Genomic DNA, 25,743 nt, shown 5'->3' with positions numbered 1-25,743 from the left:
GTTGACAGACGATGGGCCTCACGGCTCACTGGTTTCCGCGTTTACGAAGCAACGCGAGCTGAATACGCTGAAACAGTCGGAGAAGGCACTCGTCCGGCATCTGGCGGGGAGCTGAGGATGCACGGTCAGCCCTGTATTATGAATCAGGCTTATTACGAAACCGATTTTTAATCGATTTGCCTGATTCTCTGCCGTTTCTTATCCTTGACGCACAACCGGACACCTCGCCATGCATGCGGTGTCCGCCCTGCCCCTCTCGGTCCCTTAGACGGCAAGATCATGGAAAGAAACACCTTCAACGTTCGCGTCGACAGCGTGCGTGACGAAGCACACAGCGTGCGCTCGTTCAGCGTCTCGCGGCTGGACGGCCAACCGTTCGACCACTACGAACCCGGCGCGCACATCGACGTCACCGGCCCCTCGGGCGTCACACGGCAGTATTCGCTATGCGGCGACCCGGACCATCGTGAAGCGCATCTGTTTGCCGTCAAGCGCGAAGACGCGTCGCGCGGCGGCTCGCGCTCGCTGCACGACGACGTGACTGTCGGCAGCGAATTGACGATCGGTGCGCCGCGCAATCTGTTCCAACTCGCGCCCGATGCGAGCGTCCACATTCTGATCGCGGCGGGCATTGGCGTGACGCCGCTGTTGAGCATGGCCTATCGGCTGCTCAAGCAGAAACAGTCCTTTGTATTGCATTATTTCGCGCGTAGCGCGGAGCATGCGGCGTTCTTGCCGCTGCTGTCGCGCGCACCGTTCAGTGATTTCGTGCGATTTCATTTCGGCGTCGAGCCACAGCAACTGGATACGGCGCTGGCCAAATGCGTGGCAAGTGCGCGCGAAGGCACGCACCTCTATACCTGCGGCCCGGGTCCCTTCATGGAGCGTGTGGTGGCGGTTGGCGAAACGCGGGTCACTGCTGAGGCAATCCATCTCGAACGTTTCGCCGCCGAGCCCGCTTCGGCGACTAGTGGCGAAGCGAACGCGCTCGATGCATTCGACGTGCGGATCGCCAGCAGCGGTGCAACGGTACGCGTGGATAAACACACGACGATCGTCGCCGCGCTGGCGTCGATCGGCATCGAAGTCGACACGTCATGCGGCGAAGGGGTATGCGGGACCTGCATGGTCGACGTCGTAAGTGGGACGCCCGAACATCGCGACCATTGCCTGAGTAAAGCCGAACGCGCCAGCGGCACGGTGATCTGCTGCTGCGTCTCACGCGCGACGTCACCGCTGCTGGTGCTGGATCTTTAAGACTCAATCTTCAATGCAACCAGGTGCTGCATTCGCAGCACCTTCTCTCTGCCGCCCTTACCGGTCGTCGTCGCGAATCGACGAGGCATGCCGGCACAGCGCGCGCACTTCGACGTCCATATACGGAAACAGCGGCAACTGGCTCAGCACGTCATGCAGATGCGCGGGGCTGTCCACATCGAACACGCTGATATTCGCGTAGCGCCCGGCGATGCGCCACAAGTGCCGCCATACGCCTTCCTCCTGTAACTTCTGCGACATCGCTTTCTCATCGGCCTTAAGACGCGCGGCGCGTTCCGCGTCCATCTCAGGCGGCAGGTTGACGGTCATCTCAACGTGAAACAGCATGCTTACTCTCCCTTCTTGATCGGCAATAAAAAAACCCCTGACTACCCGGCAAACTACGCCGCGCAGCCAGGGGCGACAGATTCATACAACGTCTATGCTTTTCCAGTCGTCATAGCGACGACGTCTCAGGCTTCGGCGCGTGCGCGCTCCACTTCAGCGCCCGGCAGGTTGTCGCGCTCCTTGAACAGCGTGAAGTCGAAATCGATCAACGCGAACTGGCCTTCGACACCATAGGGCTTGCCTTCCGCGCCCTCGGCCTGCTTGACGGCCGGGACGAGGCCGTCGCGCGTGGCGAACGCGAAGTCGTCCCACAGATACGGATCGCCGTCGATGTTGATCTGCGTGGTCAGCTTGCGGCAGCCTGGCGCCGAAACGAAGAAGTGGATATGTGCCGGACGATGCCCATGACGGCCCAACTGATCGAGCAACAACTGCGTCTGCCCTTGCGGCGGCACCGAGTAACCCACCGGCACCACGCTGCGGAAACTGTACTTGCCCTCGGCATCCGTGCGAATCGAGCGGCGCAGATTGAAGGCCGGCTGCGACTTGTCAAAGTACGAGTAGTTGCCGAGATGATTCGCGTGCCACACTTCAACCAGCGCATTCGCCAACGGCTTGCCGTCTTCGCCGAGCACGCGGCCGCGCATCACCAGTGTCTGACCCGGATCGGTGCCGTCATCCAGTCGTGCATGACCGTCGGACACCGGTGCGCCTGCCACATACAACGGACCTTCAATGGTGCGCGGCGTGCCGCCTTCGATACCGGCCTTGGTTTCCGCTTCGTCCAGACGCAGGTCGAGAAAGTGCTCGAAACCGAGGCCCGCAGCCAGCAAGCCGAGCTCGCCGCTCTTGCCCGCGTCGCCGAGATAATTCAGCGCGGTCCAGAATTCGGCCGGCTGCACGTCGAGGTCTTCGATCGTATAGAACAGATCCTTGATGATGCGATTGACGATCTGCTTGGTGCGCGGATTGCCTTCGTGGGTGGCGCTGTCGTTGATCTTCTGCAGCAGCGCGTCGATGGATTGCTTGTTCATGGGGTATCTCCTTCGTTTGATGTTTCTGACGGCTAGCGGATGAACCGTCAGTTGAGGGTCACGCTTGCGCCCTTGCGCGTATCGCGCCGCAAGCGATCGATCTTGGCCCAGTCGAGCGTGATGCCAAGACCCGGCCCTTGTGGAAGATGCAAAGCAAAATTCTCGTAGCGCAGCGGTTCAGTGAGAATCTCTTCGGTCAGCAGCAACGGCCCGAACAGTTCAGTGCCCCACTTCAGTTTGCCGAAGGTGCTGAAGAGTTGCGCCGAGGCGATCGTGCCCACGGCGCCTTCGAGCATCGTGCCGCCGTACAGGTCGATGTTCGCGGCAAGCGCAATGGCCGCCACCTGCGCGGCGCCAGTCAGGCCGCCCGATTGCGCGATCTTCACGGCGAATACGTCGGCGGCACGCGCACTGGCAACGGCGAAGGCATCCGCCGGACCGTGCAGCGTTTCGTCGGCCATGATCGGCACCTGAGCGAGATCGGTCAGACGCTTGAGGCCCGCGCGGTTCTCCGCGGCGATCGGCTGCTCGATCAGCGCAACACCCGCATCGGCAAAACGCTTGCCGGCCCAGATCGCTTCGGATTCAGTCCATGCCTGGTTCACGTCGACACGCACTTCGCCGCGTCCTTCCAGCGCTTTCTGAATGGCCACGACGTGCGCGACGTCGTCCGCCACCGCCCGCGAGCCGATCTTCAGCTTGAACACGCGATGGCGCTTCGCTTCATACACGCGCTCGGCTTCGTCGATATCGCGGGTCGTGTCGCCACTCGCGAGGGTCCACGCAACGTCCACCGAATCGCGCACGCGGCCGCCGAACAACTCCGACAGGGGCACGCCGAGGCGCTGCGCCTGAGCATCGAACAACGCGGTTTCAACCGCGGATTTGGCAAAACGGTTGCCCTGAAACAGCGCGCGCAGCTTCGCCATCGCCGCGCCTGGACGGCTCGCGTCCATGTCCTTGAGCAGCGGCGCGAAGTACGTATCGATGTTGACCTTGATACTTTCCGGGCTTTCCTCGCCGTATGCGAGGCCGCCGATGGTCGTACCCTCGCCCACGCCGACCACGCCGTCGGCACAGCGGATACGTACTAGCACCAGCGTCTGGCAGTTCATCGTCGCGACCGAGAGCCGGTGGGGACGAATCGTCGGTACGTCGACGAGAATCGTCTCCACGCTCTCGATCTTCACGGGTGTTGCTATCATTCGTTGCCCTCCTGCACTGCTTAAACGGGAGCCCCATAGTAAAAACAAACCCACGAAGCAGTCCAACACCGATTCCGACTACTTCCATACCGTAGGGGTATGCATGGAACTTCGCCAACTCCGCTACTTCATTGCGGTCGCGGAAGAAATGAACATCACGCGGGCCGCCACTCGCCTGCATATGACGCAACCGCCGCTTAGCCGCCAGATCCAGCAGATCGAGGAGAGCATTGGCCTCCCGCTGTTCGAACGGGGGTCACGGCCGCTGCGGCTGACCGAAGCCGGCCGCATTTTCTATGCACAGGCCAAGCGGTTGGTCGACGAAGCCGACGAACTCGCTCCGCTCACGCGACGGCTCGCGCAACTGGCCGAGCGCATCGTGATCGGTTTCGTACCGTCGACGCTCTATGGCGCGCTGCCCGCAGTGATCCGTGCGTTTCGCGAGGCTGCGCCGCATATCGAGTTGTCGCTGATTGAAATGTTTACGATCGAACAGCTCGGTGCCCTTAAAGGCGGTCGTATCGACGTCGGCTTCGGCCGTTTGCGTTTCGACGATGCACAGTTGGCGCGCGAAGTACTTGTCGAAGAACGGATGATTGCCGCACTGCCGCAAGACCATCCGCTCGCGCGCCAGAAGAAGCCGCTGACGCTTGCCCAGCTCGCGCAGGAAACCCTGATCATCTATCCGAGCACGCCGCGGCCGAGCTATGCGGACCAGCAACTATCGGCGATGCATGACCATGCGCTGGAGCCCAAGGCCGTTCATGAAGTGAGGGAATTGCAAACCGCGCTGGGGCTGGTTGCGGCGCAAGTCGGCGTGTGTCTCGTGCCGGAAAGCGTGGAGGGTTTGCGCGCACATGGCGTGGTGTACCGGCCGGTTCCGGCCGCCAATATCGCGTCGCCGATCATCATGAGCCGCCGCCTGCAGGATGAGTCGCCGACTACGACGTTGTTGTGTTCGCTGGCGCGGGAGTTGTTCAAACGGGTTTGAAGGGCGGCGTGCGGTGGGCCGCCGGCGTGGCACATGCATACGCCGCACGCCACGCCTCACATCGAGTGGATCCGCGTCTCAGTCGGCATGCTGCCGGTCGAAATCCCATACGGCCGGGAAGCCCATCAGGTCGCACATCTTCGCGAACGAGTACATTGCGTCCTGCTCCCCATTAGTGCCCTTGAGCGCCTGAATCTGGGTGTAGACGTGCTCCAGCGCGTGCGTCACTGCCAGAAAGCCCGACGCCGGATAGATCGCCAGCGAAAACCCCAGCGCCTCCAGTTCCGCCGGTGTCAGTTGCGGCGTGCGGCCGCCTTCCACAATATTGACGAGCAAGGGCTTGTCGAACGATTTGCCGATCTTCTCGAGTTCTTCAGGCGTCTCCGGCGATTCGATGAAGATGATGTCGGCGCCGGCACGGGCGTAGGCTTCGCCGCGTCGCAACGCCTCGTCGAGACCGAGGCTGGTACGCGCATCGGTGCGGGCGATGATCTGAAAGTCCGGGTCAACACGCGTCTCGACCGCGACCTTGATCTTCCTGACCATGTCGTCGGCGGCAATCACGCGACGGCCCGGCGTGTGACCGCACTTCTTCGGAAACTCCTGGTCTTCGAGCTGGATGCCGGCCGCGCCTGCGCGTTCATAACCGCGCACGGTATGGGCTACGTTAAGCAGGCCACCGTAACCGGTGTCGCCATCGCAAATGATCGGCGTGTCGCTGGCCGCGCAGAACGCGGTGACACGATTGAGCATGTCGGTATAGGTGGCGAGACCCGCATCGGGCACACCCAGATAGGACGCCACCGTGCCATAGCCGGTCATGTACAGGCAGTCGAACTTCATGCTGTCGGCCAGCCGCACCGAGATCATGTCGAAGACACCCGGGGCGACCACGATTTCTGGTTGCGACAAGCGGGCCTTGAGGTTGAGACGGGCACTATTGCGAATCATGGCGAATTCCTTGACGTCCAGATGCGGTTAAAGATGTTGTTTGCCGGGCATCTCGTGCCCGGTTGCGAGCGGCAGCGCATCCGTTTCCGGAGCGATGTCTTCCAGCGAACGTTGATTGGTTTCGATGCCCAATGCGATCAGGACCACCACGAGCACGGCGAGCGCGCCGACAATCACGGAGAGCACGTCCTTGATGCCGCCGGTGGCATACATCAACACGACCACCTGCGGCGCGGCGATACCTGCCAGGCGGCCGGCACAACCCGCCACGCCGTTGGCGCGCATCCGATTCTCCGTCGCGAACAATTCCGGAATGTAGGTGGCAATGCCGAGCGCGACCATCAGATAGGTCAGCGTGAACAGAATGAAGCCCAGCAGCGTGGCCATCTCCACGCTGCTCGAGTGTCCGTACAACCAGCCGATCACGGCCGCCAGCGTGGCGACGCCAATCAGGCCGTTCTTGCGCCCGACCTTGTCTGCGATCAGCACGCCGACCAGCGCGCCGGCCGGGCCGCCCAGCGACATCAATGCGGTGTAGCCGAGCGACGATGCGACGCCGTGACCCTGCTTCATCAGGAAGGTCGGCACCCACACGATGAATCCGTAGATCACGATATTGATCGCCACCTGCACGCAAACCGACAGGAACATGCGGTGCAGCAAGGGACGCTGGAACAGACTCAAAAGCGTGGTGCTTTGCGTGGCGACGGGTTTCGATTCGACGATCGGCGGCAACGCGTGCCCCGGCCGATCCCGCGCTACCTCCGTTTCGATGGCTGTGAGGAGCGCGTCGGCCTCCGCGTGGCGACCCTTCGATTCGAGCCAGCGTGGCGATTCCGGCATCTTCTTGCGAATCACCCAGATGATCAACGCGCCGACGCCGACCATCCCGAACATGGCGCGCCAGCCGATCGAAGGAATGATCAGAAAGCCGAGGAATGTGGAGAAGAACAGTGCCGAGTTCGTAATCAGCGAAAGATAGGCGGACCATTTACCGCGCACGGATGGCGGAATGAACTCGCCGACCGAGCCGTAGCCCACGACGATTTCCGCGCCGAGACCGAGGCCCATGAAGAAGCGGCAGACGATGAGCCAGGTCATATTGGGTGCGAGCGCGCCGGCAATCGAGGCGAGGCCGAAGATCAGCAGATTGAACTGATACGTGAACTTGCGGCCTTTGGCATCGCCGAGCACGCCCGCCGTCAGTGCGCCGAGCAGCATGCCGATGAAGGTCGACGAGAGGAAGGTTGCATTGAGCTGCATGGTCGACCAGCCGCTGCGGGTCAGTGCGCCAAGCACGCCACCGGCGAGGTAGATGTCGAACGAGTCGAGAAACATCCCGCCGCCGATCAGCCACAGGATGCGGCGATGAAAGGGGGATAGGGGCAGCCGATCCAGTCTTGCGCCAGCGCTCGCCGTAATCATCATGTTGTCTCCAATGTCGTTGATGGTCGGCGTCGCTCAGTCGTGCTGCTGATTTGCGACGCAGATTGCCGCTATTTCATCTTCGCCAGTACCGATTGCTCTGCCGCAAGGATGTGGCAGCGTGTGATGGCTTCGGTCCAAGCCTGGTTGCGTTGTTCAAGCGCCTCGACGATCTCGAAGTGCTGGCGGGCACTGCGCCGGCGATCTTCGGCGCCATACGTGTCGAACGTCCACTTGATCAGGGGCATCTCCTTCATGGACTTGAGCGCGTTATCCAACCGCACGTTGCCGGCCGCTGCCGTCACGATGGCGTGAAAGGTGCCGTTCGCGGCAAACCATTGTTCGGTGGTCTCGGGTGTCGCCTCGCGTGCCGCGATGACGCTCATCCGCTCGGCCAGTTCGACCAGCGTGCCGATGTCCTCCGGCGTAATGCGCAGGGCCGCCCGGCCCGCCAGATACGGCTCGACCAGCAGCCGCGCCTCGAAAATCTCCTCGACGTCGCGTGTCGACCAGTGCTTAACGCGTGCGCCATAGTTCGGCTTGATCTCCAGCCAGCCCTCGGAAGCGAGGCGTTGCAGCGCTTCGCGCACCGGTGTCCGGCTCACCCCCATCGACTTGGCGATCTGGGCTTCGCGCAGGTATTCGCCCGGGGCGTACTGACTGTCGCCCAGCGCTTGTTTCAGCGCGGCGTACACGTCTTCACTGGAAAATCGGCTGGGGGAAATTTCGGTGATTGTATGCAATGTTGTCGTATCATCCAGTGATTGAGGCGTTTTTCAGCCGTTTGATGGACTCATTGTATGCCAAGTTGTTTCGGTGATCGGCCTGGGGATTCTCCTGGGGGCCGGGGGAAGTGTCACGTTGCGGGCAAATTCGCCGACGCACCCGATGAATCCCGGTCAGACCTCGGGCCCGTCTTACCGCTCGTCGAACCGCCGCACGATATCCCCCATCAGATTGCGCAACCACACGTTGCCCTCGTCCTGATCGAAATGCTCGTGCCAATGCATCGTGACGGCCGCCATCGGCAACGTGACAGGCAACGCGTAGAGTTGAAAACCGCCGTCGCGATTGAAAATCTGCGCGAGACGCCGCGGCAGCGTCGCGAATAGATCAGTGACGGCCAGCACGCTCGGCAAGGCCACGAAGTGCGGTAATTCCAGCGCAATATGCCGGCCGACACCTTGCGCGCGAAACGCGTCGTCGAGCGCGTAGTGGCTGTGCTCGACCGAGGTGATCTGCACGTGCGACGCGTCCACAAACGTCTTCATGCTCAACTCTTTCGTACGTGGCAAGCCACGCCGCTTGCGCGTCATGCAAACGTAAGTCTCCTCGAACAACAGTTGATGGCGCGTGCGCGCGGTCAGCGTCGGCAGATTGCCGATCGCGAAATCGAGCCGGCTCGCGCGCAACGCATCTTCGATTGCTTCGACCGGCAGAGGCTCGATACGCAATTTCACGCGCGGCGCCTGCTGGTGCAAGGCCTCACAAATCGGCGGCAAGTACGCCAACTCGCCGGCATCGGAGAGCGACAACCTGAACGTACGCGTGCTCACGGCCGGATCGAAGTGCTCCGCGTAACGCAGCGCTTCCCGCACCGTATCCAGCGCCCGCGCGACGATGCTCGACAGTTCGAGCGCGATCGGCGTGGGCTGCATGCCGGCGCGCGTGCGAATAAACAGCGGATCGTCGAACAAGGTCCGCAAACGCCCTAGCGAGTAACTGATCGCCGGCTGCGACAACGCAAGCCGCTGGCCGGCCCGTGTGAGGCTGCGCTCTTCGACGATCGCCTGGAAAACGCGCAGCAGATTGAGGTCGACGTGGTCTAGCGAATTCATCGAGATATCCATGGAATTGATTTTATATTTTATTTTAGATCAATTTGACGCATATCAGTCGATCCGCGAGACTCTGCTTCATCGACCACCCCACCTACAAACACGATGAGCGATTCCTCATATCAGACCGTCGACACGAGCGCCTTGTATCAGCGCGCGCAGTCCGACCGCGTCGCCCCGTCGCTGTACTACGACCCGGCGGTTTTCGAAACCGAACTCGAACGCATTTTCTACAAGACGTGGATCTGGGTCGCGCACGAAAGCGAATTGCCCAATCCGGGCGACTTCCGCACCACCACGATCGGCCGCCAGCCGGTGATCGTAGTGCGCGACAAGAGCGGCGCCGTCAACGTGCTGCAAAACCGCTGCCGCCATCGCGGCGCGACCGTGTGCGAGCAGCACAAGGGCAATGCGAAAGGCTTCACGTGTCCGTATCACAGCTGGACCTATGGGCTTGATGGCGCATTGCGCGCGCTGCCCTACGGCGACGGTTATGAAGGCGTGATCGACAAGACCGAGTTACCGCTCGCTAGTCTGCGGGTGGGCATCTATCAAGGTCTGATCTTCGCGAGCTTCAATCAGGAGATCGAGCCGCTCGAAGGCTTCCTCGGCGGCGCCAAGCCGTGGATCAACCTGTTCATGAAGCAAGGCGCGGGCTATCCGATCAAGGCGAACGGCGAGCATCGCTTCCGCTTCAACGGCAACTGGAAGATCCAGCTCGAAAACACCACCGACCTGTATCACTTCCCGGTCGTCCACAAATCGTGGATGAAATCGATCGACGACGAAACCGCCGCCGCAATCACGAGCTTCATGACGAGCGACGAAGCGTTCTGCCGCTCGCTCGGCAACGGCCATAGCCTCGCCGTGCTGGTGCCGGAACTCGTCGATCTCGACAAGGACGATGGCGCGCCGATCCCCGAGCGCTTCGAAGAACTTGCCGCCACGCTCGCGAAAAAACACACGCCTGACGAAGTGCGCCGCATCGTGCGTTCGCTGATGGGGGTTGGCTTCAACCTGAATCTGTTTCCGAACCTTGCGCTGTCGATGGCATTTTTCCGCGTGCTGCGGCCCATCTCAGCCAATGAGACGGAAATCCGTCACGTCGCCCTTGCCATGGATGGCGGCCCCGACGAAGCGAACCGCGTGCGCCTGCGCATCCACGAACACTTCCAGGGTCCGTTCGGATTTGGCAGCCCGGATGATGCCGAAGCATGGGAACGCGTGCAACGCGGCTCGCATGCCGGCCCCGATCTGCCGATCCTCGTCAACCGCGGGCTGAATCGCGAGAGCACGGCGCCGAACGGCGAAAAAACCGCCCACGCCACCGACGAAACCGGCATGCGCGAAGCGTACGCGCAATGGCGCACGATGATGGAGCAAGCATGATGGACAACAGGAACACGCTGTTCTCGCAGCAGACCTTTGCCGGCGCGATCGAACTGATCTGGCGCGAAGCCGAATTGCTGGACCGCAAAGATTATCGCGAGTGGCTTTCGCTGTGGGACCCGGCAGGCTTCTACGTGGTGCCGATCGATCCCGATACCACCGACTTCGCCGCCACGCTGAACTACGCGTACGACGATCAGGACATGCGTGAGAAACGCGTGCAACGCATGACGTCGGGCTATTCGGCCTCGGCAAGCGACGCCGCCCGCACCGTACGCACGGTCTCGCGTTTCACCCTGACGAGCGATACGAGCGATGAGGTCGAGGTGAACTCGGCGCAAGTCATCGTCGCGTACAAGCGGGCCAAGTCGACCCTGTTCGCGGCAGATCTCACGCATCGCATCAGTTTCGCGAGCGGCGAGCCGCGCATCGTGCAGAAGGTGATCCGCCTGATCGATTCGACCGAGGCGCTCAGCGCCATCGGGTTCCTGTTGTAGTAGACCCGTGATTGACGACGATACCAGCGAAGCAAAACGATGCCCACACTAGAGGTTTATCTCCCAGCCGGTCACCCGGAAGCGCGTAAAGCACACCTGATTGCCGGTCTGACTCAGGCCACGGTCGATGCGATCGGCGCACCCGCTGAATCAGTGCGGATTCTGCTGAGCGAATTGCCGCCGCACGATTTCGGCCTCGGCGGCAAGAGCCCGGCGGATCACGCAGGCAGCCGCGCATCGCTGCTGGTGATCGTCGCGATCCTGATTGCAGGCCGCACGCTCGCGCAAAAGACCGCGCTGATCGCCGCGCTCAGTGAAACGAGTGCCTCTATGCTCGACTCGCCGCTCGACGCCGCCCGCGTGATGATCAAGGACATTCCGAATACCGACTTCGGCATCGGCGGCCAGACAGCGAAGTCACTCGGGCGCTAGCGTCCCTTCCCCCCACAAGCGAACCAGCGAGCACGACGATGCCCCACGACACGCTTTCTTCCACGACCGGATCGCCCGCCATCCCCGCGGCGCCAGCGACCTCGCGGACACTGCGGCGGATCATCGTCGCCTCCGTACTCGGCAACGCACTCGAGTGGTACGACTTTTTTCTGTACGGCACGGCGGCGGCCCTGATCTTCGGTCCGTTGTTCTTCCCGCTGCACGGCGACCCGCTGATGGGCACCCTCGCCGCCTTCGCGGGCTTCGCGATAGGGTTTCTAGCGCGGCCGCTGGGCGGCATCGTATTCGGCCACATCGGCGACCGGCACGGCCGCAAGCGCGCGCTTGTCGTGACACTGATGATGATGGGCGTGGCGACGTTCGGCATCGGTCTGTTGCCGACTTTCTCGCAAATCGGTTTTCTGGCGCCGGCCGCGCTCGTCTGTTTGCGGATCGTGCAAGGCATTGCATCCGGCGGCGAATGGGGCGGCGGCGTGCTGCTCATTAGCGAGAGCGCACCCGCCAATCGTCGCGGCTACTACGCGTCGTTCAGTCAGTTGGGTGTGGCAGGCGGCTTCGTGTTGTCCGCGGCCGCTTTTTATCTGGTACAGCGGCTGCCGGTGGAAAGTTTCATGTCCTGGGGTTGGCGCGTGCCGTTCCTCGCGAGCGTGCTGATTTTCGGCGTCGGTGTGTATATTCGCCGGAGCTTGCCTGAGAGCCGCGACTTCGCCGCGGCCAAACCGAAGCACATGCCCGTGCTGACCGTGCTGCGCAATCACCCGAAGCAGGTGTTGCAGGCAATGGGCCTGCGTGTCGCCGAAAACGGCGGCACGTACATCTTCCTGTCGTTCGTGCTGGTGTACGGCAAGACGATCGGCGTGCCGGTTTCGGTGATGCTCGGCGGCGTGATGATCGCCATGCTGATCGAACTCGTCACGATCGTGCTGTGGGGCCGCCTATCGGATGTGATCGGACGCCGGCCGGTGTATATGATCGGCGCGCTTGGTCTCGTCGTGATCGCATTTCCGGCGTTCTGGTTGATCGACACGCATGAACCGCTGCTCGTGTTCCTGTCGCTCGCACTAGGCTTGCCCTTCTGCCACGGCGCGATGATCGGCACGCAGCCCGCGTTGATGGGCGAACTCTTTCCTACCGAGGTCCGCTATTCGGGCATGGCGCTGGGCCACGAAATTGCGTCGGTATTTTCCGGTGGACTCGCGCCGCTGGTCGCTATCGCGCTGTATTCGAAGGTGCATGCGTCGTGGTCGGTTGCGCTGATGCTGATCGGTTTCGGCCTCATCACCGCGATCACGCTCGCGACCATTCCGAAGAACATCAACACGACGCACGATTGAGATGCGATCAGCGGCGAGGCGTGACTGCGAGTGGCAGCGTAAAACTGCATTGGAGCCCACCCTGTGGTGCCGGCTTGGCCCAGATCTCGCCACCGTGCCGCGTGACGATGTTTTTGCACAGCGACAAGCCGATGCCATTGCCGGCCGCCTTCGACGACGAAAACCCGTCGAACAGCCGGCCATGCGCGTCGGCGGGCACGCCTGTGCCGTTATCGATGATCTGCACGAGTGCATACTTGCCCCGCAAACGGGTGACAAGGCGCAATTCACCGCGTCGTGCCGCCGTATTGGTGTACCCCATCGTGCATTCCGTCAACGCCTCGATCGCATTGAACGCCAGATTCAGGACGACCTGGCCAATCAACACACGTTCGCAATGCACCGGCAAGGCTTCCGATGCCTGCTCGATGGAGACCCGAATCCCCGCCTCTTTGGCGCGCAATTCGATGAAGTACGCTGCGTCCGCAATGATGTCGCGCAAATCCGCATCCGTCTCGCTCGGCTCACGTTTGACAACGTAATCGCGCACGCTTTTGATGATAACGGCCGCATGCTCGGCCTGACGATCGGCGCTGCGCAGGCCCCACAACGCGTCGTCGACGGAACCGGGTTGCGCGAGCCGCCGGATCGCGCCTTCGATGAAATTGCGCACCGCGGCGAGCGGCTGGCTCAATTCGTGCGCAATGGCGGTCGCCATTTCGCCCATCGCGTTGTAGCGCCCCGCGTATTCCAACAGCCGCGCCTCATTACGGCGTGCCTCTTCGACGGCGACTTCGTCCGTGATGTCGCGAAAGTGCAGCAGGCGGCCGTTGAGGTCGTCTTCGATTTCGATTCTTCTGCACGTGATGCGCAGCCAGCCCGGCGTACCGTCGCGGCGCGTGATGCGATAACGCTGCGGCGCCGAAGGCTGGATGCGCGGTGCGCTGGCGAGTTGTTCAAGCAGGCGGTCGCGATCAGACTCGCCGCAATAGTCGAGCACGTCGCCCATCGCCGCGCCCTCCTCCAGACCCAGCACGCGCCGGCCGGATTCGCTGACGAATTCCACTTCGCCTGCGGGTGTCAGTACGGCGACGCCCTCACCGAGATCCTGCATGAACTCGCGCAGCCGCGACTCGTAGCGCCGCAGCGTCTGCTTGAGCGTGTCTTCGACGCTGATGTCGCGGAACTGCACCATCACCACCGCGCGCTCGCGCAGCGGCACGTAGGTGGCAATGGCCTCGGACAGCATGTCAGCCCCCGTGCGCGAGCGGTAACACCACTCGTAGACCTGCGGGCCTTCGGTGATCGCGCGGTCCATTGCGCCGACGCCGATCTCGCGCCGGTACTTCGGCACCGGACGGGTCATGTCTTTCGCCTTGAGCGGCAGCAATTCTTCAAGCGTAAAGCCGAGCGCTTCGCAGGCCGCGCGATTGGCCCACACGATCGCCTTCGTTTCGGCGTCGTGCAGCAGCACGCACAGCGTCAGTGCATCGAGCAGGCGGTGGAAATCTTCTTCGGCGGGGAAATTCATCGGGCGAGGCACGGGAAAAATTCGATCACGTATGGGAAAGAACATAACACCAGTCGGCGCGATTCGCGTCTGAAGATTTCTTTAGATACCCCCGGCGCGTTACCTAAAAACGCATCCCCCGTCCCAATTGAAGCGTTCTTTTTGCATTTCTAGACTGGTCTCACCCTGCACGCGTCGTCGCCTGCTCTGTCGCCCGCGACCGAATCGTGCCCCGTGTTTCAGCCGATAACGAATCAAGGAGATGCCCCGCCATGTCAGACACCGCCACCGACACCGCCGTCGCAGACGCCAGCCGCGACACCACGCGTTTGCCGCTCGCCGACGTCATCACCGAAATCGCCGCACGGCGCGAAGAGTTCGATCGCCTGTCACATGTGCCGCGTGAAGTCATCGCCAAGCTCAAGCTCGCGGGCGTGTATCGCGCGGCGACACCACGGCGTTTCGGCGGCGATGCGCTCGCGCCTACCGCGTTTCTCGACATGATCGAACGCATCGCGGTAGCGGATGGTTCGGCCGCGTGGGTCGCGAGTTTCGGCTCGGCGAACGTGTATCTCGCGGCCTTGCCTCTGGCGACGCAGGCGCATATCTACGCCGACGGTCCCGATCAGGTGTTTGCAGGCGGCCTCTTCCCCGTGCAACCCGCGCAGCCTGCCGACGGCGGCTGGCGTGTGAATGGCACCTGGAAATTCGCGAGCGGCTGCAAAGGCGCGGATTGGCTCGGCGTAGGAATCGCTACCAGCGCCCCTGGCGTGCCCGGCAAACCACGCACGGCCGTGTTCCGCCCGCATCAGGTCGAGATCGTCGAAAACTGGGACGTGGTCGGTATGCAAGGCACCGGCAGTCACGATCTGCGCGTCACCGATCAGTTTGTCGCCGACGACTGGACCTTCGTGCGCGGCGGCGAACCGTGCGTGGACGAACCGCTGTATCGCTACCCGACTATCGCCTACGCGGCGCAAGTACTGGCCGTGGTAAACCTCGGCCTCGCCCGCGCGGCGCTCGATGTCGCCAACCAGATGGCCGGCGGCCGCAAGACGACGACCGGCGCGCCGCAACTCGCCGACCGTGCGTACTACCGGATCGAACTGGCGAAGGCCGAAGCGCAACTGCGCTCGGCCCGCGCGTTCTTCTACGACACCACCGACACAGTCTGGCAATCGATCCTTGCCGGCAACCCCGTTACGCCGGAGCAGATCAGCCTGCTGCGCCTCGCCGCGACACAGATCGCCCGCGAGGGCGCCGACGTCGTGCAGCGCGCCTATCGGCTCGGCGGCACGATGGCGATCTACCGCACGCATCCGTTGCAGCGCCTGCTGCGGGACTCGATGGTGGTCACCCAGCACGCGTTTCTCGGCGAAGGCAACTTCGACGGCGCCGGTGCGGTGTTCGTCGGCGTGCCGCCGATTCCAGGCTACCTGTAAGTCATTTTCTGTCTTTGGCCTTTAACCGATTTCATGGAGAACCACACGATGTCCGATAACCAGAAGCTGCCCTTGCGCGTTCTGTTCTGCTGCGGTGTGACGCAGAATTTTTTCGACTTGCCGCGCGAGAAAATCGGCGAAGTCTGGCAGGCCTACGGCAAGATGCTGGCTGCGGTCGAATCGATGGACGGCGTCAGCGTGCTCGGCATCATGGACGATGATCGTCTCACCGTCGGCAATGCCGACAACTCGCCGTGGACCTTCTACATCATGGCCGATGTGCGCGACTTCGATACCGCCGTGGCGGTGTGCAATCTGTATCGCACCACGCCGGTCGGCGAGTACAACCTGTGGCGCTACGGCAAGATCGAAGCGCGCGTCGGCCGCGCGCTGGAAGTGCCGCCGCAACATGCCAACGCGGCTTGAGCCGGCCGGAGCATGACGTGATGAACGAGACCCCGGATACGCTTGCCATGTTGGTCGAACGGCTCGCCGCTCTCGAAGCCGAATCCGCGGTGCGCCGCACGATGGCACGCTACATGGCACTGTGCGACGTGCCCTCAGGCGCACTCGAAGGCGAAACGCTCGCGGCCCTCTTTACCCCCGACGCGATCTGGGAAGGCATTGGCCCACAGTACGCAAGCAAGTTCGGCCGCCTCACCGGTCACGCGGACATTCTCGCGATGCTCACGCGCTACTTGCCGCCGTCATCGCATTTCTCGGTTAACGTGCACTTCCTCACGTCGGAAACTATCGATGTGCATGGCGCGACCGCGAAAGGCCGCTGGATCATGCTACAAGCATCCGGCTATGTCGACGCGCAAGCGGAACTGATCTCGGCGCGCCTCGACGTTGATTTCGCGCCCGCCGGCAATGGCCGCGACTGGCTCATCACGCACTTTCGCACCGAGCGCCTTTTCGATGCACCCTGGCAAGTCAATGCAAGGAAACTGAACCCATGAACGAGTTTATCCAGGCCTTGTCGCTAGGCGGAACAGGTCCGACCATCGCGATCAAGGACACGATCGACATCGCCGGCTACGCGACCACCGCCGCGAGCCGCGCGTTGGCGGACACACACCCTGCCGTCCAGCACGCGGAAGTCGTGGAACGATTGCTCGATGCCGGCTGGCACATCGTCGGCAAAGCGAATATGCACGAACTGGCGTTCGGCATGACCGGTATCAACGACTACACCGGCACACCGCAAAATCCGCAGGACGCCTCGCGTATTCCCGGCGGCTCGTCGAGCGGTTCGGCCGCGGCCGTTGGCTTGAAGCTTGCCGATGCCGCGCTCGGCACGGACACCGGCGGTTCGATTCGCGGCCCCGCTGCGTGTTGCGGCGTGATCGGTTTGAAGCCGACTTGCGGGCGCGTCTCCCGGCGCGGCGTTGCACCGCGTGAATCGACGCTCGACTGTGTCGGGCCGTTCGCGCGCGACATGCAGACAATCGTTGCTGTCATGCAGGCGATCACCGGCGACTTCGACATGCGTGCAGCCCATGCGCCACAAACAGGCGCGTGGAACGTCGGTATCGTGCAGGTGGACGCAACGCCGGAAATCCTCAAAGCCGTTACGCGCGCGGTACGCCAGGCCGACGGCACTGCGCGCACGGTGAACCTCGCTGGCCTTGCCGCTGCCTTCGAAGCAGGCGTCTCGATCATCAACGCCGAAACCTCCCGTGCTTTCGGTCACCTGGTGGCAACCGGCAAGCTCGGGGCCGATCTCGACGCCCGGCTGCGCGCCGCTGCGAAAACAACTGCGGCGCAATGCGATGCGGCAGAGTCGGTACGCAAGCAATTCACTGCGGCCGTCGATCATGCGCTTGAAAGCGTGGACGTACTGATTCTCCCCACACTACCCGCGCTGCCGATCACACTCGACGAAGCACGCGGCGGCACGTCGGTCATCGCCATGTCGTCGTTGATCCGGCCGTTCAATCTGAGCGGCCATCCGGCACTGAGCTTGCCCTTGCCGATCGACGGCTCGCCGCTCAAGGCGGGCTTGCAGATCGTCGGGCGCAGAGGTGCGGATGAACAGGTCTGCGCGATCGCGGCGCACTTCGAAGCAGCACTTGCCGCTTAAAGTAGGCGGCAGCAGTTTTCTCACGGAGTAGAAGCAATGCAGAAAAGAGTCGTACTCGTCACCGGCGCGGCACGTGGTCTCGGCGCCGCGATTGCCACACGCTTTCATGCAGCGGGCTATGCGGTAGCCATCGGCGACATCGCGTTCGATGCCGCACAAGCCGTCGCCCGCGACCTGAACGCCGATGGCTCGAGCGCCTTCGCGCTGAATCTCGACGTCACCTCCAAGACTTCATTCGAAGCCGCACGCGATGCGATCCTGCAACGCTGGGGCCGCATCGACGCCTTGATCAACAATGCGGGCGCATCCAAAGTCGTACCCGTCATGGAGATCACCGCCGAGCAGTTCGATCAGGTGATCAACGTCAATCTGCGCAGCGTGCTGTTCGGCTGCCAGGTGTTCGGCCAGTATTTCGCCGATGCCGGCGCCGGCCGCATCGTCAACATCGCCTCGCTGGCGGGACAGAATGGCGGATCGGCCACCGGCGCACACTATGCCGCGGCCAAAGGCGGCGTCGTCACGTTGACCAAGGTGTTCGCGCGCGACCTCGGCGCAGCCGGCGTGACCGTCAACGCGATTTCGCCCGGGCCGATGGACCTGCCGATCGTGCACGAGAGCGTCGCGGCCGACAAGCTGAAGGCGGTCATCGCCAACATTCCGGCAGGACGTCTGGGCTCCGCGGATTATGTCGCCGATGTCGCGGTGATGCTGGCAGCGGAGAACGCTTACTTTGCGAACGGCGCGTGCTGGGATGTGAACGGTGGGCTGTTCATGCGTTAAGTGTACGACGCAGCCGTGGTAGGTCGCATGCGTGAGATTCGTCGCACGCGTGGAATGCGCCAGCGGCAATGCTCACGCAGCGGTGTGCCTCAACGAGGCACTCCGTTCGCGGACGCATCCTGATCCCACACCGCCATCACGTCGCGCACCAGCATGGCGATCGACGCCGCGCCGAGCTTGTCTTTGATGCTTGCACGATGCACGTCGACGGTCTTCACACTGATCGACAGATCAGAGGCGATGCGCTTGCTGCCCTTGCCGTCGATCACGCCGCGCAGCACTTCTTTTTCGCGTGCCGTCAGCGATTCCAGGCGCTTCTTCAACTCGCGCTGCTTCTGATTGGCGGCGTGACGTTGCATGGCGAGTTTCAACGCACGCTGCACGCGGTCAAGCATCTGCTGCGAGTTATACGGCTTCTCGACGAAATCGATCGCACCGTTCTGCAAGGCGCGTACCGACATGGGAATGTCGCCGTGACCACTGACGAAAATGATCGGCAGCGTTGCACCTTGACGGTTCAGCTGCGCTTGCACGTCGAAGCCGCTTTGCTCCGGCATCCGCACATCGAGCACGAGACAGGCGGGCACGCCGGGATCAAAGGCGTTCAGAAATTCATTTGCATTGGCGAAGCCCGCCGACTTCACACCGACCGATTCGAGCAGCCACGCAAGCGACGTGCGCATGCCGTTGTCGTCGTCGACGATATAGACGATCGGTGCGAGCGACGGTGCGGACTGAGGCGAGTGGGACATGGAGTAAGCGCGGAGTAAGCCGGAGCGGTTCGGGGAATGTGCGATTCGAAGCGTCTTGCCGGCTCATGATAACCAGTGGAAAAAGCGCTGCAAAGCGATAGTTACCCTGTAGCGCGGATTAATGGTCTTCATAGGCTTGTCGTTCAGACACGCATTGGGGAAAGCTTTAGACGGATTGGGAAAGACGGCCCTACGTTCACCGCTCGCGCGGATTTTTTTCCCTACGTCAATTGATTACGCTTGAATCCAGATCCCTACCGCGCCCCCAGGAACCCAGAACATGAAGCCGAACCAGCAATCGATCCCCGCATCCGACACCGATGCGACGGCAAAACAGCAATTCCGTCAGGCCATGGCGCATCTATCGGCGGCCGTGAACGTCATCACGACAGCCGGCCCGCACGGGCGCTGCGGCGTCACCGCGAGCGCCGTGTGCTCCGTCACGGATACGCCGCCCACCTTGCTTGTCTGTCTGAATCGTTCGAGCGCGATGCATGCCACCTTCGAGCGCAACCGCTACGTGTGCATCAACGTGTTGCCCGGCGAGCACGAATTGCTCGCGCGCCACTTCGCGGGCATGACGCAGGTGCCGATGGAAGAACGCTTTGGCTGGCCAATCTGGGATGACGGCACGCACGGTGTGCCGGTATTGCGCGACGCACTCGCGAGTCTGCAGGGCGAGATCGTCGATCTGAAGGAAGTGGGCTCGCACTCGGTGATGTTCGTCAAAACCACCTGCATCAGCGTGCGCACTGACGGCGATGGCTTGATCTACTTCGATCGCAACTTCCACCGCATCAAGCGCTCGGCATCGCATTGAGCGCGACAGGCGCAATTGAGGGCGGCCGCAGCACAGGGCCCGTTTAAACCACGCCCGCGCTATCGGTATCGAACTGAAACTGCGGCACAGCCGCGACGGCTTCGACGAAACAGTCGATCAGATAATCGCAGGCCGACGTATTCAATGCGTCACGCCGCGAGATGATGCCGACCGACACGCACGGCAATGTTTCACGCACCGGTATCGAAACGATCCGCTCGCGAATCCAGTCTGTTTCCAGAAAACTCCTCGGACAGCACGACAGCAGATTGCTATTCACCGACAGCGAAAAGCTGGCACTGAACGAGCTGCACTCCACGACCACATGCGGTGCGCTTGCCCCATGCCGCACGAAAAAATCCTGAAGCGACTGACCGATGCTTTCCGGCGTGGTGTTCAGCATCCAATCCGCACCTTCCAGATCCGCGATCGATTCCGCATGGGCCAACGCGTGTCCCTTACGCGCGGAGATAATCAACTCGCCTTCGAGCAATGAGCGGAACACGAATTCCGGCGCAAGCTTTTTTTCATCGACGATCGCTATCACAAAGTCGAGCGAGCCATCGCGCAGCCGGGCCAACGCCGCCGTCAGAAACCCCTCCTGAACCGAGAGTCGCGTCTTCGGCATGCGCTGCCGGAACGAGTGAATCGCGCGCGACAGAAACTTCAGCGACACCAGCGGCGTGACCGCACACGACACGGTACCGCCCGCCTGACCGGACAGCTGGATCACATCGTCCTTCGCATGCTGCATCTCCGCGAGGATGAGCTTCGCACGCGCACACACGGCCTGGCCGAACTGCGTGAGTTGCGCGCCGCGCGCGCTGCGTGACACCAATGGCACGCCCAACTCCTGTTCAAGCTCACGAATCGCCTTGGTCAACGCGGGCTGGGACAGACACACCGTTTTGGCCGCGGCGCGAATGCTGCCGTGCTGGGCAATCGCCACTAAAGCGCGCAACTGGTTGTATTTCACGGGTGAGCGGTCGGTTAAACGGTTAGAGAAAGGGGGACCACGGTCGGCGTCAGGCAGAGGCTGACGGCTTGAATCGATGGTACACCGCGAGAAAACCCCCGGCCATGCTCCCAAATACCCATTGCCGCGCGGCCCGCCGCGACGGCAATCCCAGCCCCAGCCGGGTGCGATAACCCAGCGTTATCACAATAAGAAAAAGCAAATTCAGAACGCCTTTTTGACTCCCTAGACTTTTCCTGTCGTCGTCATTGAAGGCGCTCCGCTCGATCAACGCGCTCTCGAACCGATCTTGAAGCGGTCTCGAAACGATACCGAAGCATCACGGATTGATTCACCCCCAGAGGAATCCCGTTCATGAAGTCACCTTCACTCAGTTCTACGTTGCACGATGCCAGTCAGAGCGCGAGGCATGGCGCCTCGACCCGCGGGCTGATCGTTGCAACGACGATCGGCAACGCATTCGAATTCTTCGATCTCACCGTCTACAGCTTCTTTGCCGTGCTGCTCGGCAAGCTGTTCTTCCCGCTCGCTTCATCGCAGCAGCAACTCTTACTCTCGGTCGGCACGTTCGGCATCGGTTTCATCGCACGGCCGCTCGGCGGTGTGCTGTTCGGGGTGCTGGCAGACCGCTTCGGCCGCCTCGCCGCGATGAATCTCACGCTCGTAACGATGGCGGTCGGCACCGGCCTCATCGGCGTGATGCCCACCTATGCGCAAATCGGCATCGCGGCGCCGCTCGCGATCGTCGCCGCGCGTTTGCTGCAAGGCTTTTCCGCCGGCGGCGAAGTCGGCGTCGCGACCACCCTGCTCGCGGAACGCGCCTCTTCCACGCGACGCGGCTACATCACGAGCTGGCAGTTCGCGAGCCAGGGCGCGGCGGCGCTGGCTGGCTCGCTGGTCGGTTTCCTGCTGTCACACTTCCTCGACAAGGCTTCGCTTGAAGCCTGGGGATGGCGCATTCCGTTTCTTGCCGGCGTGCTGATCGCGCCTCTCGGCCTTTATCTGCGCTCGCGTCTGGGGGGCGAAACGGATGCGCCTGCCGATGCCGCGCGCGACTCCGCCGGCGTGCTGCAAACTGTTCTGCAGCGCGATTGGCGCTTCGTCCTGGTCGCACTTTTTCTGGTGGTCGGCGGCACGTCGGCGCATTTCATCGTGATCTATTACATGTCGACGTATGCGATCAAGGTGCTGCATTTGCCGATGGATGCCGCGCTCTGGTGCGGGATTCTCGCAGGCGCAGTGATGCTGGTGATGTCGCCGGTGGGTGGCATCTGGTCCGACACGTACGGCCGCAAACGCGTTGCCTTCATCTCGCGCGTGCTTCTGACCGTGCTCATTCTGCCGGGGTTCTATCTGATCCAGCATTCGCCTTCGGTCAGCACCTTGTATCTGGTGGTCTGCGCACTCGCAGCGCTGCACTCCGTCAACGCAGGCGCGAACGGCGCGATGCTGCCGGAGATGTTCCCACGCAGCACGCGCGCAACGGGGCTGTCGCTTGCGTACGCAGCAGGCGTGTCGATCTTCGGCGGCTTTGCGCAATTCATCGTGACGTGGCTGATTCAGGCGACCGGGAATCCCGCCGCGCCCGCATGGTACGTGATCGTCTGCGGGGTGCTCTCGCTGGTCGCGCTGCTATTCGTGGTCGACCGCACGCGTCAAGACATCTAGGCCGCCGCACAAGCGTCATCCACTCTTTAACACCACGAAATTCTCATGTCAGACACTCTTCACGCCGATACACGGCTCGCTGCGAACAGCGAACTCTGCGACCTGTCCGCTCGCACACTACTCGATCTTCAGCGCAAGAGAGAAGTGAGCGCCGTCGAAATTCTGAATGCGCACCTCTCACGCATCGAGGCCGTGAACCCGCAGGTCAACGCCCTGGTGACGATCGCCGACGAATCCACCCTACGCAGCCGTGCCGCCGAGATCGACAAGTTATGGGCGCGCGACGTCTGGCAAGGTCCGCTGCACGGCTTGCCTGTTTCGCAGAAGGACCTGACCGCGACGCGCGGCGTACGCACCACATTCGGTTCGAAAACGTTCGAGCATCACGTACCCGAGCATAGCGCGCTAATCGCGCGTCGCTGCGATGCCGCGGGTGCGCTGATGATCGGCAAATCGAACACCCCTGAATTCGGCGCCGGTTCGCATACCTTCAACGACGTGTTTGGCGTCACACTCAACCCGTGGGACCTGAGCAAATCGGCCGGCGGGAGCAGCGGCGGCGCCGCCGCCTCCGTTGCGTGCGGGATGAATCCGCTTGCTTGCGGCAGCGACATGGGTGGTTCGCTGCGTAATCCTGCCGCGTGGAATGCGGTGGTCGGCTTACGTCCGTCGCCGGGGCGCATACCGCGCGCACCGGATTTGAACGGCTGGGCGACGCTCGGCGTAGATGGGCCGATGGCGCGCGATGTCGCCGATACCGCCTTGCTGCTTAGCGCGATCTCCGGTCCCTCCGGCGAAACCGCGACCGAAATCAGCGAACCGGGTTCACGCTTCGCACAACCGTTGCAACGCGACTTTCGCGGCACACGTATCGCCATGTCGGTCCAGCTCGCCGGTCTTGCGGTCGATCCCGAGATTCAGCGTACCGTGCAGGCCCAGGCCGCCGTATTCGAGGCAATGGGCTGCGACGTGGAATTCGCCGACCCTGACCTCGGCGACGCGGAGGACGTGTTCCGCATGGAGCGCGCGTGGATGATTGGCAGCCTGGTCGATCGGTTCGATGCCGATGCACGCGCCCAACTGAAGCCGGAAATCGAAGCGGAGTGCCGCTTGCATCGCTCGTTATCCGCGGCGGATCTGGGCGATATGTTCGTGCGCAAGACGGCCTTGTTCGAGCGCATGCGCCGCTTCATGGACAACCACGCGTATTACGTGCTGCCCGCCACACAGATGCTGCCCTTCGATGCCGACTTGCGCTGGCCCACTGAATTCATGGGCAAGCGTTATGACTCGTACATCGACTGGATGCGGATCTGCTGGTATCTGTCCTCGACCGAATCGCCGGTGCTTGCGTTGCCGTGCGGTTTTAGCACATCAGGTTTGCCCATCGGCTTGCAGATCGCCGGACGCTTTCGCGACGACTGGGGCCTGCTGCAATTCGGCCACGCCTATGAGACCGCCGCGGCGCACGGCACCTTGCGGCCGCCGATCATCACTGGGCGCCATTAAACGCTGCTCACTCCGAGGTTCTTCCAGTAGCCGGTTTCGCCGCCGGCTGCTTGCAGGCAAGCAACGCGTGGCTCGCGGGAGCGAACACGTCCGTCACTTTTCGCACTTTCTCTAACTTGGGCGTCAGACCACATGAAAAAAACGCTACTGGCAGTCAGCCTCGCCGCTACCTTTCCGGCAGTGGTGCATGCACAGAGTGCCGTCACGCTATACGGCATTATTGATGAAGGTGTGAGTTATACGAGTAATGCGGCGACGGCCAACGCCAACGGCAGCGTCTCGGGCCACAGCGCGGTTCGCCTGCTGAGCGGCGTGATGCAGCAAAGCCGCTGGGGCATGCGCGGCACGGAGGATCTTGGCGGCGGCTTGAAAGCGATCTTTATGCTGGAGAACGGCTTCGACGCCAGCACCGGCAAGCTCGGCCAAGGGGGGCTGCTGTTTGGCAAGAAGGCGTGGGTGGGCTTGTCGGGGCCGTTCGGCACGGTGACACTCGGCCGTCAGTACGACACGAACGTCGATATTCTTGGCCCGTTTGAGGTGGGTGATCAATGGGGTGGCTATATGGCGGCGCATCCTGGCGATCTCGACAACTTCAATAATACGAACTCGACGAACAACGCGGTCAAGTTCACCAGCAACACGTATGGTGGTTTGACGGTGGAAGGCATGTACAGCCTGGGCGGTGTCGCGGGTGATTTTTCGCGCAACCGGATCTGGTCGGTGTCGGCGGGGTATGTGAATGGGCCGTTGGCGCTTGGTGTGGGGTATCTTGACGTCGCCAATCCGAATACGTCGTTCTTCGGCAGTACGGGGAGTCCTGCTGCTACTGTGAATGGCGTGCCGGGGAGCAATATGGCGTCGCCTGTGTATTCCGGGTATGCATCGGCGAAGTCACTGCATGTGATTGGTGCTGGGGCGTCCTATCTCTTCGGTGCGGCCACGTTCGGTGCGACTTATTCGAATACGAGTTTTCGCGATCTTGGGGATCTTTCTTCGGGGCCGAATCCGGCTGGTTTGAGCGGCAATGCTACGTTGAATAATGCGGAGGTGAACTTCAAGTATCAGATCGCGCCTGATTTGCTGTGTGGCGTGGCGTATGACTATACGAAGGGGAGTTCGGTTAAGGGTATGACGGGGGCGACTTATCAGCAGGTCGCTTCGGGAATCGATTATTTTGTTTCCAAGCGTACCGATGTGTATCTGATTGGGGTTTATCAGAAGGCCTCTGGGACGGATTCGACTGGGAGACAGGCCGTCGCCGCTATCAATGGGCCTTCTGCGTCGGCGGATGATAAGCAGGCTGTTGTGAGGATTGGGATGCGGCATAAGTTTTGATTTTTTTGCCTGCGAGGTGCTTTTTTCTGTGTGCCTACGGCGTTGGCCTTTCCTTGATTTGATATTGGACTATTAGCGTCGCCCCTGTGCGGGGCAGGCACCTACTTTTCTTTGCCTGCCGCAAAGAAAAGTAGGCAAAAGAAAGCGGCTCAAACCGCCAGTTC

The 25,743-nt window shown here is 62.0% G+C and carries 25 protein-coding genes; 15 read left to right on the top strand and 10 right to left on the bottom strand.

The window, feature by feature from the left end:
* The first annotated feature begins 279 nt into the window (after positions 1-279).
* Entirely contained in the window at positions 280-1,257 is a 978-nt protein-coding gene (locus tag GNZ12_RS17125) for a PDR/VanB family oxidoreductase (protein WP_172311798.1), read from the top strand.
* A 57-nt stretch (positions 1,258-1,314) separates the two neighbouring features.
* Here GNZ12_RS17125 and catC read toward each other — a convergent pair whose 3' ends face one another.
* The 3 genes from catC to catB2 all read right to left on the bottom strand — a co-directional run bounded on the left by catC (position 1,315) and on the right by catB2 (position 3,844).
* On the bottom strand, positions 1,315-1,605 hold the full coding sequence (gene catC, locus GNZ12_RS17120; protein ID WP_074283446.1) for a muconolactone Delta-isomerase: 291 nt from the start codon (positions 1,603-1,605) through the stop codon (positions 1,315-1,317).
* A gap of 125 nt (positions 1,606-1,730) precedes the next feature.
* A complete protein-coding gene (catA, locus tag GNZ12_RS17115) occupies positions 1,731-2,639 on the bottom strand; it encodes a catechol 1,2-dioxygenase (protein WP_074283445.1) in 909 nt (302 codons plus the stop codon).
* A 47-nt stretch (positions 2,640-2,686) separates the two neighbouring features.
* On the bottom strand, positions 2,687-3,844 hold the full coding sequence (catB2, locus tag GNZ12_RS17110) for a muconate cycloisomerase CatB2 (RefSeq protein ID WP_172311796.1): 1,158 nt from the start codon (positions 3,842-3,844) through the stop codon (positions 2,687-2,689).
* A gap of 103 nt (positions 3,845-3,947) precedes the next feature.
* On the opposite strand from catB2, the gene GNZ12_RS17105 reads away from it, so the two are divergent.
* Positions 3,948-4,835, top strand: coding sequence for a LysR family transcriptional regulator (locus GNZ12_RS17105; RefSeq protein WP_172311794.1), 888 nt, complete (start codon positions 3,948-3,950; stop codon positions 4,833-4,835).
* Between the two features lie 78 nt (positions 4,836-4,913).
* On the opposite strand, the gene GNZ12_RS17100 is transcribed toward GNZ12_RS17105, so the two are convergent.
* From GNZ12_RS17100 to GNZ12_RS17085, 4 genes are all read right to left on the bottom strand, one after another.
* Positions 4,914-5,786: an isocitrate lyase/PEP mutase family protein gene (locus GNZ12_RS17100; protein WP_172311792.1), complete on the bottom strand. Its 873-nt coding sequence runs from the start codon at positions 5,784-5,786 to the stop codon at positions 4,914-4,916.
* Between the two features lie 27 nt (positions 5,787-5,813).
* Positions 5,814-7,214 (bottom strand): MFS transporter, encoded by a 1,401-nt coding sequence (locus GNZ12_RS17095; protein WP_172311790.1) that lies wholly within the window; start codon positions 7,212-7,214, stop codon positions 5,814-5,816.
* Positions 7,215-7,282: 68 nt separating this feature from the next.
* A complete protein-coding gene (locus GNZ12_RS17090) occupies positions 7,283-7,954 on the bottom strand; it encodes a GntR family transcriptional regulator (RefSeq protein WP_235993771.1) in 672 nt (223 codons plus the stop codon).
* 174 nt (positions 7,955-8,128) lie between these two features.
* Positions 8,129-9,049 carry a LysR family transcriptional regulator gene (locus tag GNZ12_RS17085; protein WP_172311788.1) on the bottom strand — a complete coding sequence of 307 codons (921 nt, stop codon included), beginning with the start codon at positions 9,047-9,049 and terminating at the stop codon, positions 8,129-8,131.
* A 105-nt stretch (positions 9,050-9,154) separates the two neighbouring features.
* On the opposite strand from GNZ12_RS17085, the gene GNZ12_RS17080 reads away from it, so the two are divergent.
* From GNZ12_RS17080 to GNZ12_RS17065, 4 genes are read left to right on the top strand one after another with little or no spacing between them, the layout of a single operon-like run.
* The gene (locus GNZ12_RS17080) at positions 9,155-10,438 is read left to right on the top strand and encodes an aromatic ring-hydroxylating oxygenase subunit alpha (protein WP_172311786.1); all 1,284 of its coding nucleotides are present in this window, start codon (positions 9,155-9,157) and stop codon (positions 10,436-10,438) included.
* Positions 10,435-10,935 carry an aromatic-ring-hydroxylating dioxygenase subunit beta gene (locus tag GNZ12_RS17075; protein WP_172311784.1) on the top strand — a complete coding sequence of 167 codons (501 nt, stop codon included), beginning with the start codon at positions 10,435-10,437 and terminating at the stop codon, positions 10,933-10,935. Before GNZ12_RS17080 ends, GNZ12_RS17075 begins: the two co-directional genes overlap by 4 nt.
* Positions 10,936-10,974: 39 nt before the next feature.
* Positions 10,975-11,367: a tautomerase family protein gene (locus tag GNZ12_RS17070; protein WP_172311782.1), complete on the top strand. Its 393-nt coding sequence runs from the start codon at positions 10,975-10,977 to the stop codon at positions 11,365-11,367.
* A gap of 38 nt (positions 11,368-11,405) precedes the next feature.
* Positions 11,406-12,722, top strand: a complete 1,317-nt coding sequence (locus tag GNZ12_RS17065; RefSeq protein WP_172311780.1) for an MFS transporter — start codon at positions 11,406-11,408, stop codon at positions 12,720-12,722.
* A gap of 7 nt (positions 12,723-12,729) precedes the next feature.
* Here the strand turns inward: GNZ12_RS17065 and GNZ12_RS17060 are convergent, their stop codons facing one another.
* Positions 12,730-14,232: a PAS domain-containing sensor histidine kinase gene (locus GNZ12_RS17060; protein ID WP_172311778.1), complete on the bottom strand. Its 1,503-nt coding sequence runs from the start codon at positions 14,230-14,232 to the stop codon at positions 12,730-12,732.
* A gap of 251 nt (positions 14,233-14,483) precedes the next feature.
* Between GNZ12_RS17060 and GNZ12_RS17055 the strand changes: the two genes are divergently transcribed.
* From GNZ12_RS17055 to GNZ12_RS17035, 5 genes are read left to right on the top strand one after another with little or no spacing between them, the layout of a single operon-like run.
* Positions 14,484-15,653: an acyl-CoA dehydrogenase family protein gene (locus GNZ12_RS17055; protein WP_172311776.1), complete on the top strand. Its 1,170-nt coding sequence runs from the start codon at positions 14,484-14,486 to the stop codon at positions 15,651-15,653.
* Positions 15,654-15,701: 48 nt separating this feature from the next.
* A complete protein-coding gene (locus GNZ12_RS17050; protein ID WP_172311774.1) occupies positions 15,702-16,079 on the top strand; it encodes a hypothetical protein in 378 nt (125 codons plus the stop codon).
* A 20-nt stretch (positions 16,080-16,099) separates the two neighbouring features.
* On the top strand, positions 16,100-16,615 hold the full coding sequence (locus GNZ12_RS17045; protein WP_172311772.1) for a nuclear transport factor 2 family protein: 516 nt from the start codon (positions 16,100-16,102) through the stop codon (positions 16,613-16,615).
* A complete protein-coding gene (locus GNZ12_RS17040; RefSeq protein ID WP_172311770.1) occupies positions 16,612-17,739 on the top strand; it encodes an amidase in 1,128 nt (375 codons plus the stop codon). The genes GNZ12_RS17045 and GNZ12_RS17040 overlap by 4 nt, the downstream gene beginning before the upstream one ends.
* Positions 17,740-17,775: 36 nt before the next feature.
* Positions 17,776-18,519 (top strand): SDR family NAD(P)-dependent oxidoreductase, encoded by a 744-nt coding sequence (locus tag GNZ12_RS17035; protein ID WP_172311768.1) that lies wholly within the window; start codon positions 17,776-17,778, stop codon positions 18,517-18,519.
* 89 nt (positions 18,520-18,608) lie between these two features.
* On the opposite strand, the gene GNZ12_RS17030 is transcribed toward GNZ12_RS17035, so the two are convergent.
* Positions 18,609-19,271 carry a response regulator transcription factor gene (locus GNZ12_RS17030; RefSeq protein ID WP_172311766.1) on the bottom strand — a complete coding sequence of 221 codons (663 nt, stop codon included), beginning with the start codon at positions 19,269-19,271 and terminating at the stop codon, positions 18,609-18,611.
* 280 nt (positions 19,272-19,551) lie between these two features.
* On the opposite strand from GNZ12_RS17030, the gene hpaC reads away from it, so the two are divergent.
* Positions 19,552-20,091, top strand: a complete 540-nt coding sequence (gene hpaC / locus GNZ12_RS17025; RefSeq protein ID WP_172311764.1) for a 4-hydroxyphenylacetate 3-monooxygenase, reductase component — start codon at positions 19,552-19,554, stop codon at positions 20,089-20,091.
* Positions 20,092-20,134: 43 nt separating this feature from the next.
* Here the strand turns inward: hpaC and GNZ12_RS17020 are convergent, their stop codons facing one another.
* Positions 20,135-21,067, bottom strand: coding sequence for a LysR substrate-binding domain-containing protein (locus tag GNZ12_RS17020; protein WP_172311762.1), 933 nt, complete (start codon positions 21,065-21,067; stop codon positions 20,135-20,137).
* Between the two features lie 354 nt (positions 21,068-21,421).
* Between GNZ12_RS17020 and GNZ12_RS17015 the strand changes: the two genes are divergently transcribed.
* The 3 genes from GNZ12_RS17015 to GNZ12_RS17005 all read left to right on the top strand — a co-directional run bounded on the left by GNZ12_RS17015 (position 21,422) and on the right by GNZ12_RS17005 (position 25,579).
* Positions 21,422-22,735 carry an MFS transporter gene (locus GNZ12_RS17015; RefSeq protein WP_172311760.1) on the top strand — a complete coding sequence of 438 codons (1,314 nt, stop codon included), beginning with the start codon at positions 21,422-21,424 and terminating at the stop codon, positions 22,733-22,735.
* 45 nt (positions 22,736-22,780) lie between these two features.
* On the top strand, positions 22,781-24,244 hold the full coding sequence (locus GNZ12_RS17010) for an amidase family protein (protein ID WP_172311758.1): 1,464 nt from the start codon (positions 22,781-22,783) through the stop codon (positions 24,242-24,244).
* A gap of 132 nt (positions 24,245-24,376) precedes the next feature.
* Positions 24,377-25,579, top strand: a complete 1,203-nt coding sequence (locus GNZ12_RS17005; protein ID WP_172311756.1) for a porin — start codon at positions 24,377-24,379, stop codon at positions 25,577-25,579.
* The last annotated feature ends 164 nt before the right edge of the window (positions 25,580-25,743 follow it).

Origin of the sequence: Paraburkholderia solitsugae (assembly GCF_013177695.1) — a bacterium.
GTDB lineage: Bacteria > Pseudomonadota > Gammaproteobacteria > Burkholderiales > Burkholderiaceae > Paraburkholderia > Paraburkholderia solitsugae.
The sequence above is the reverse complement of the archived record's forward strand: the minus strand, read 5'-3'. Positions and strand labels throughout refer to the sequence as shown.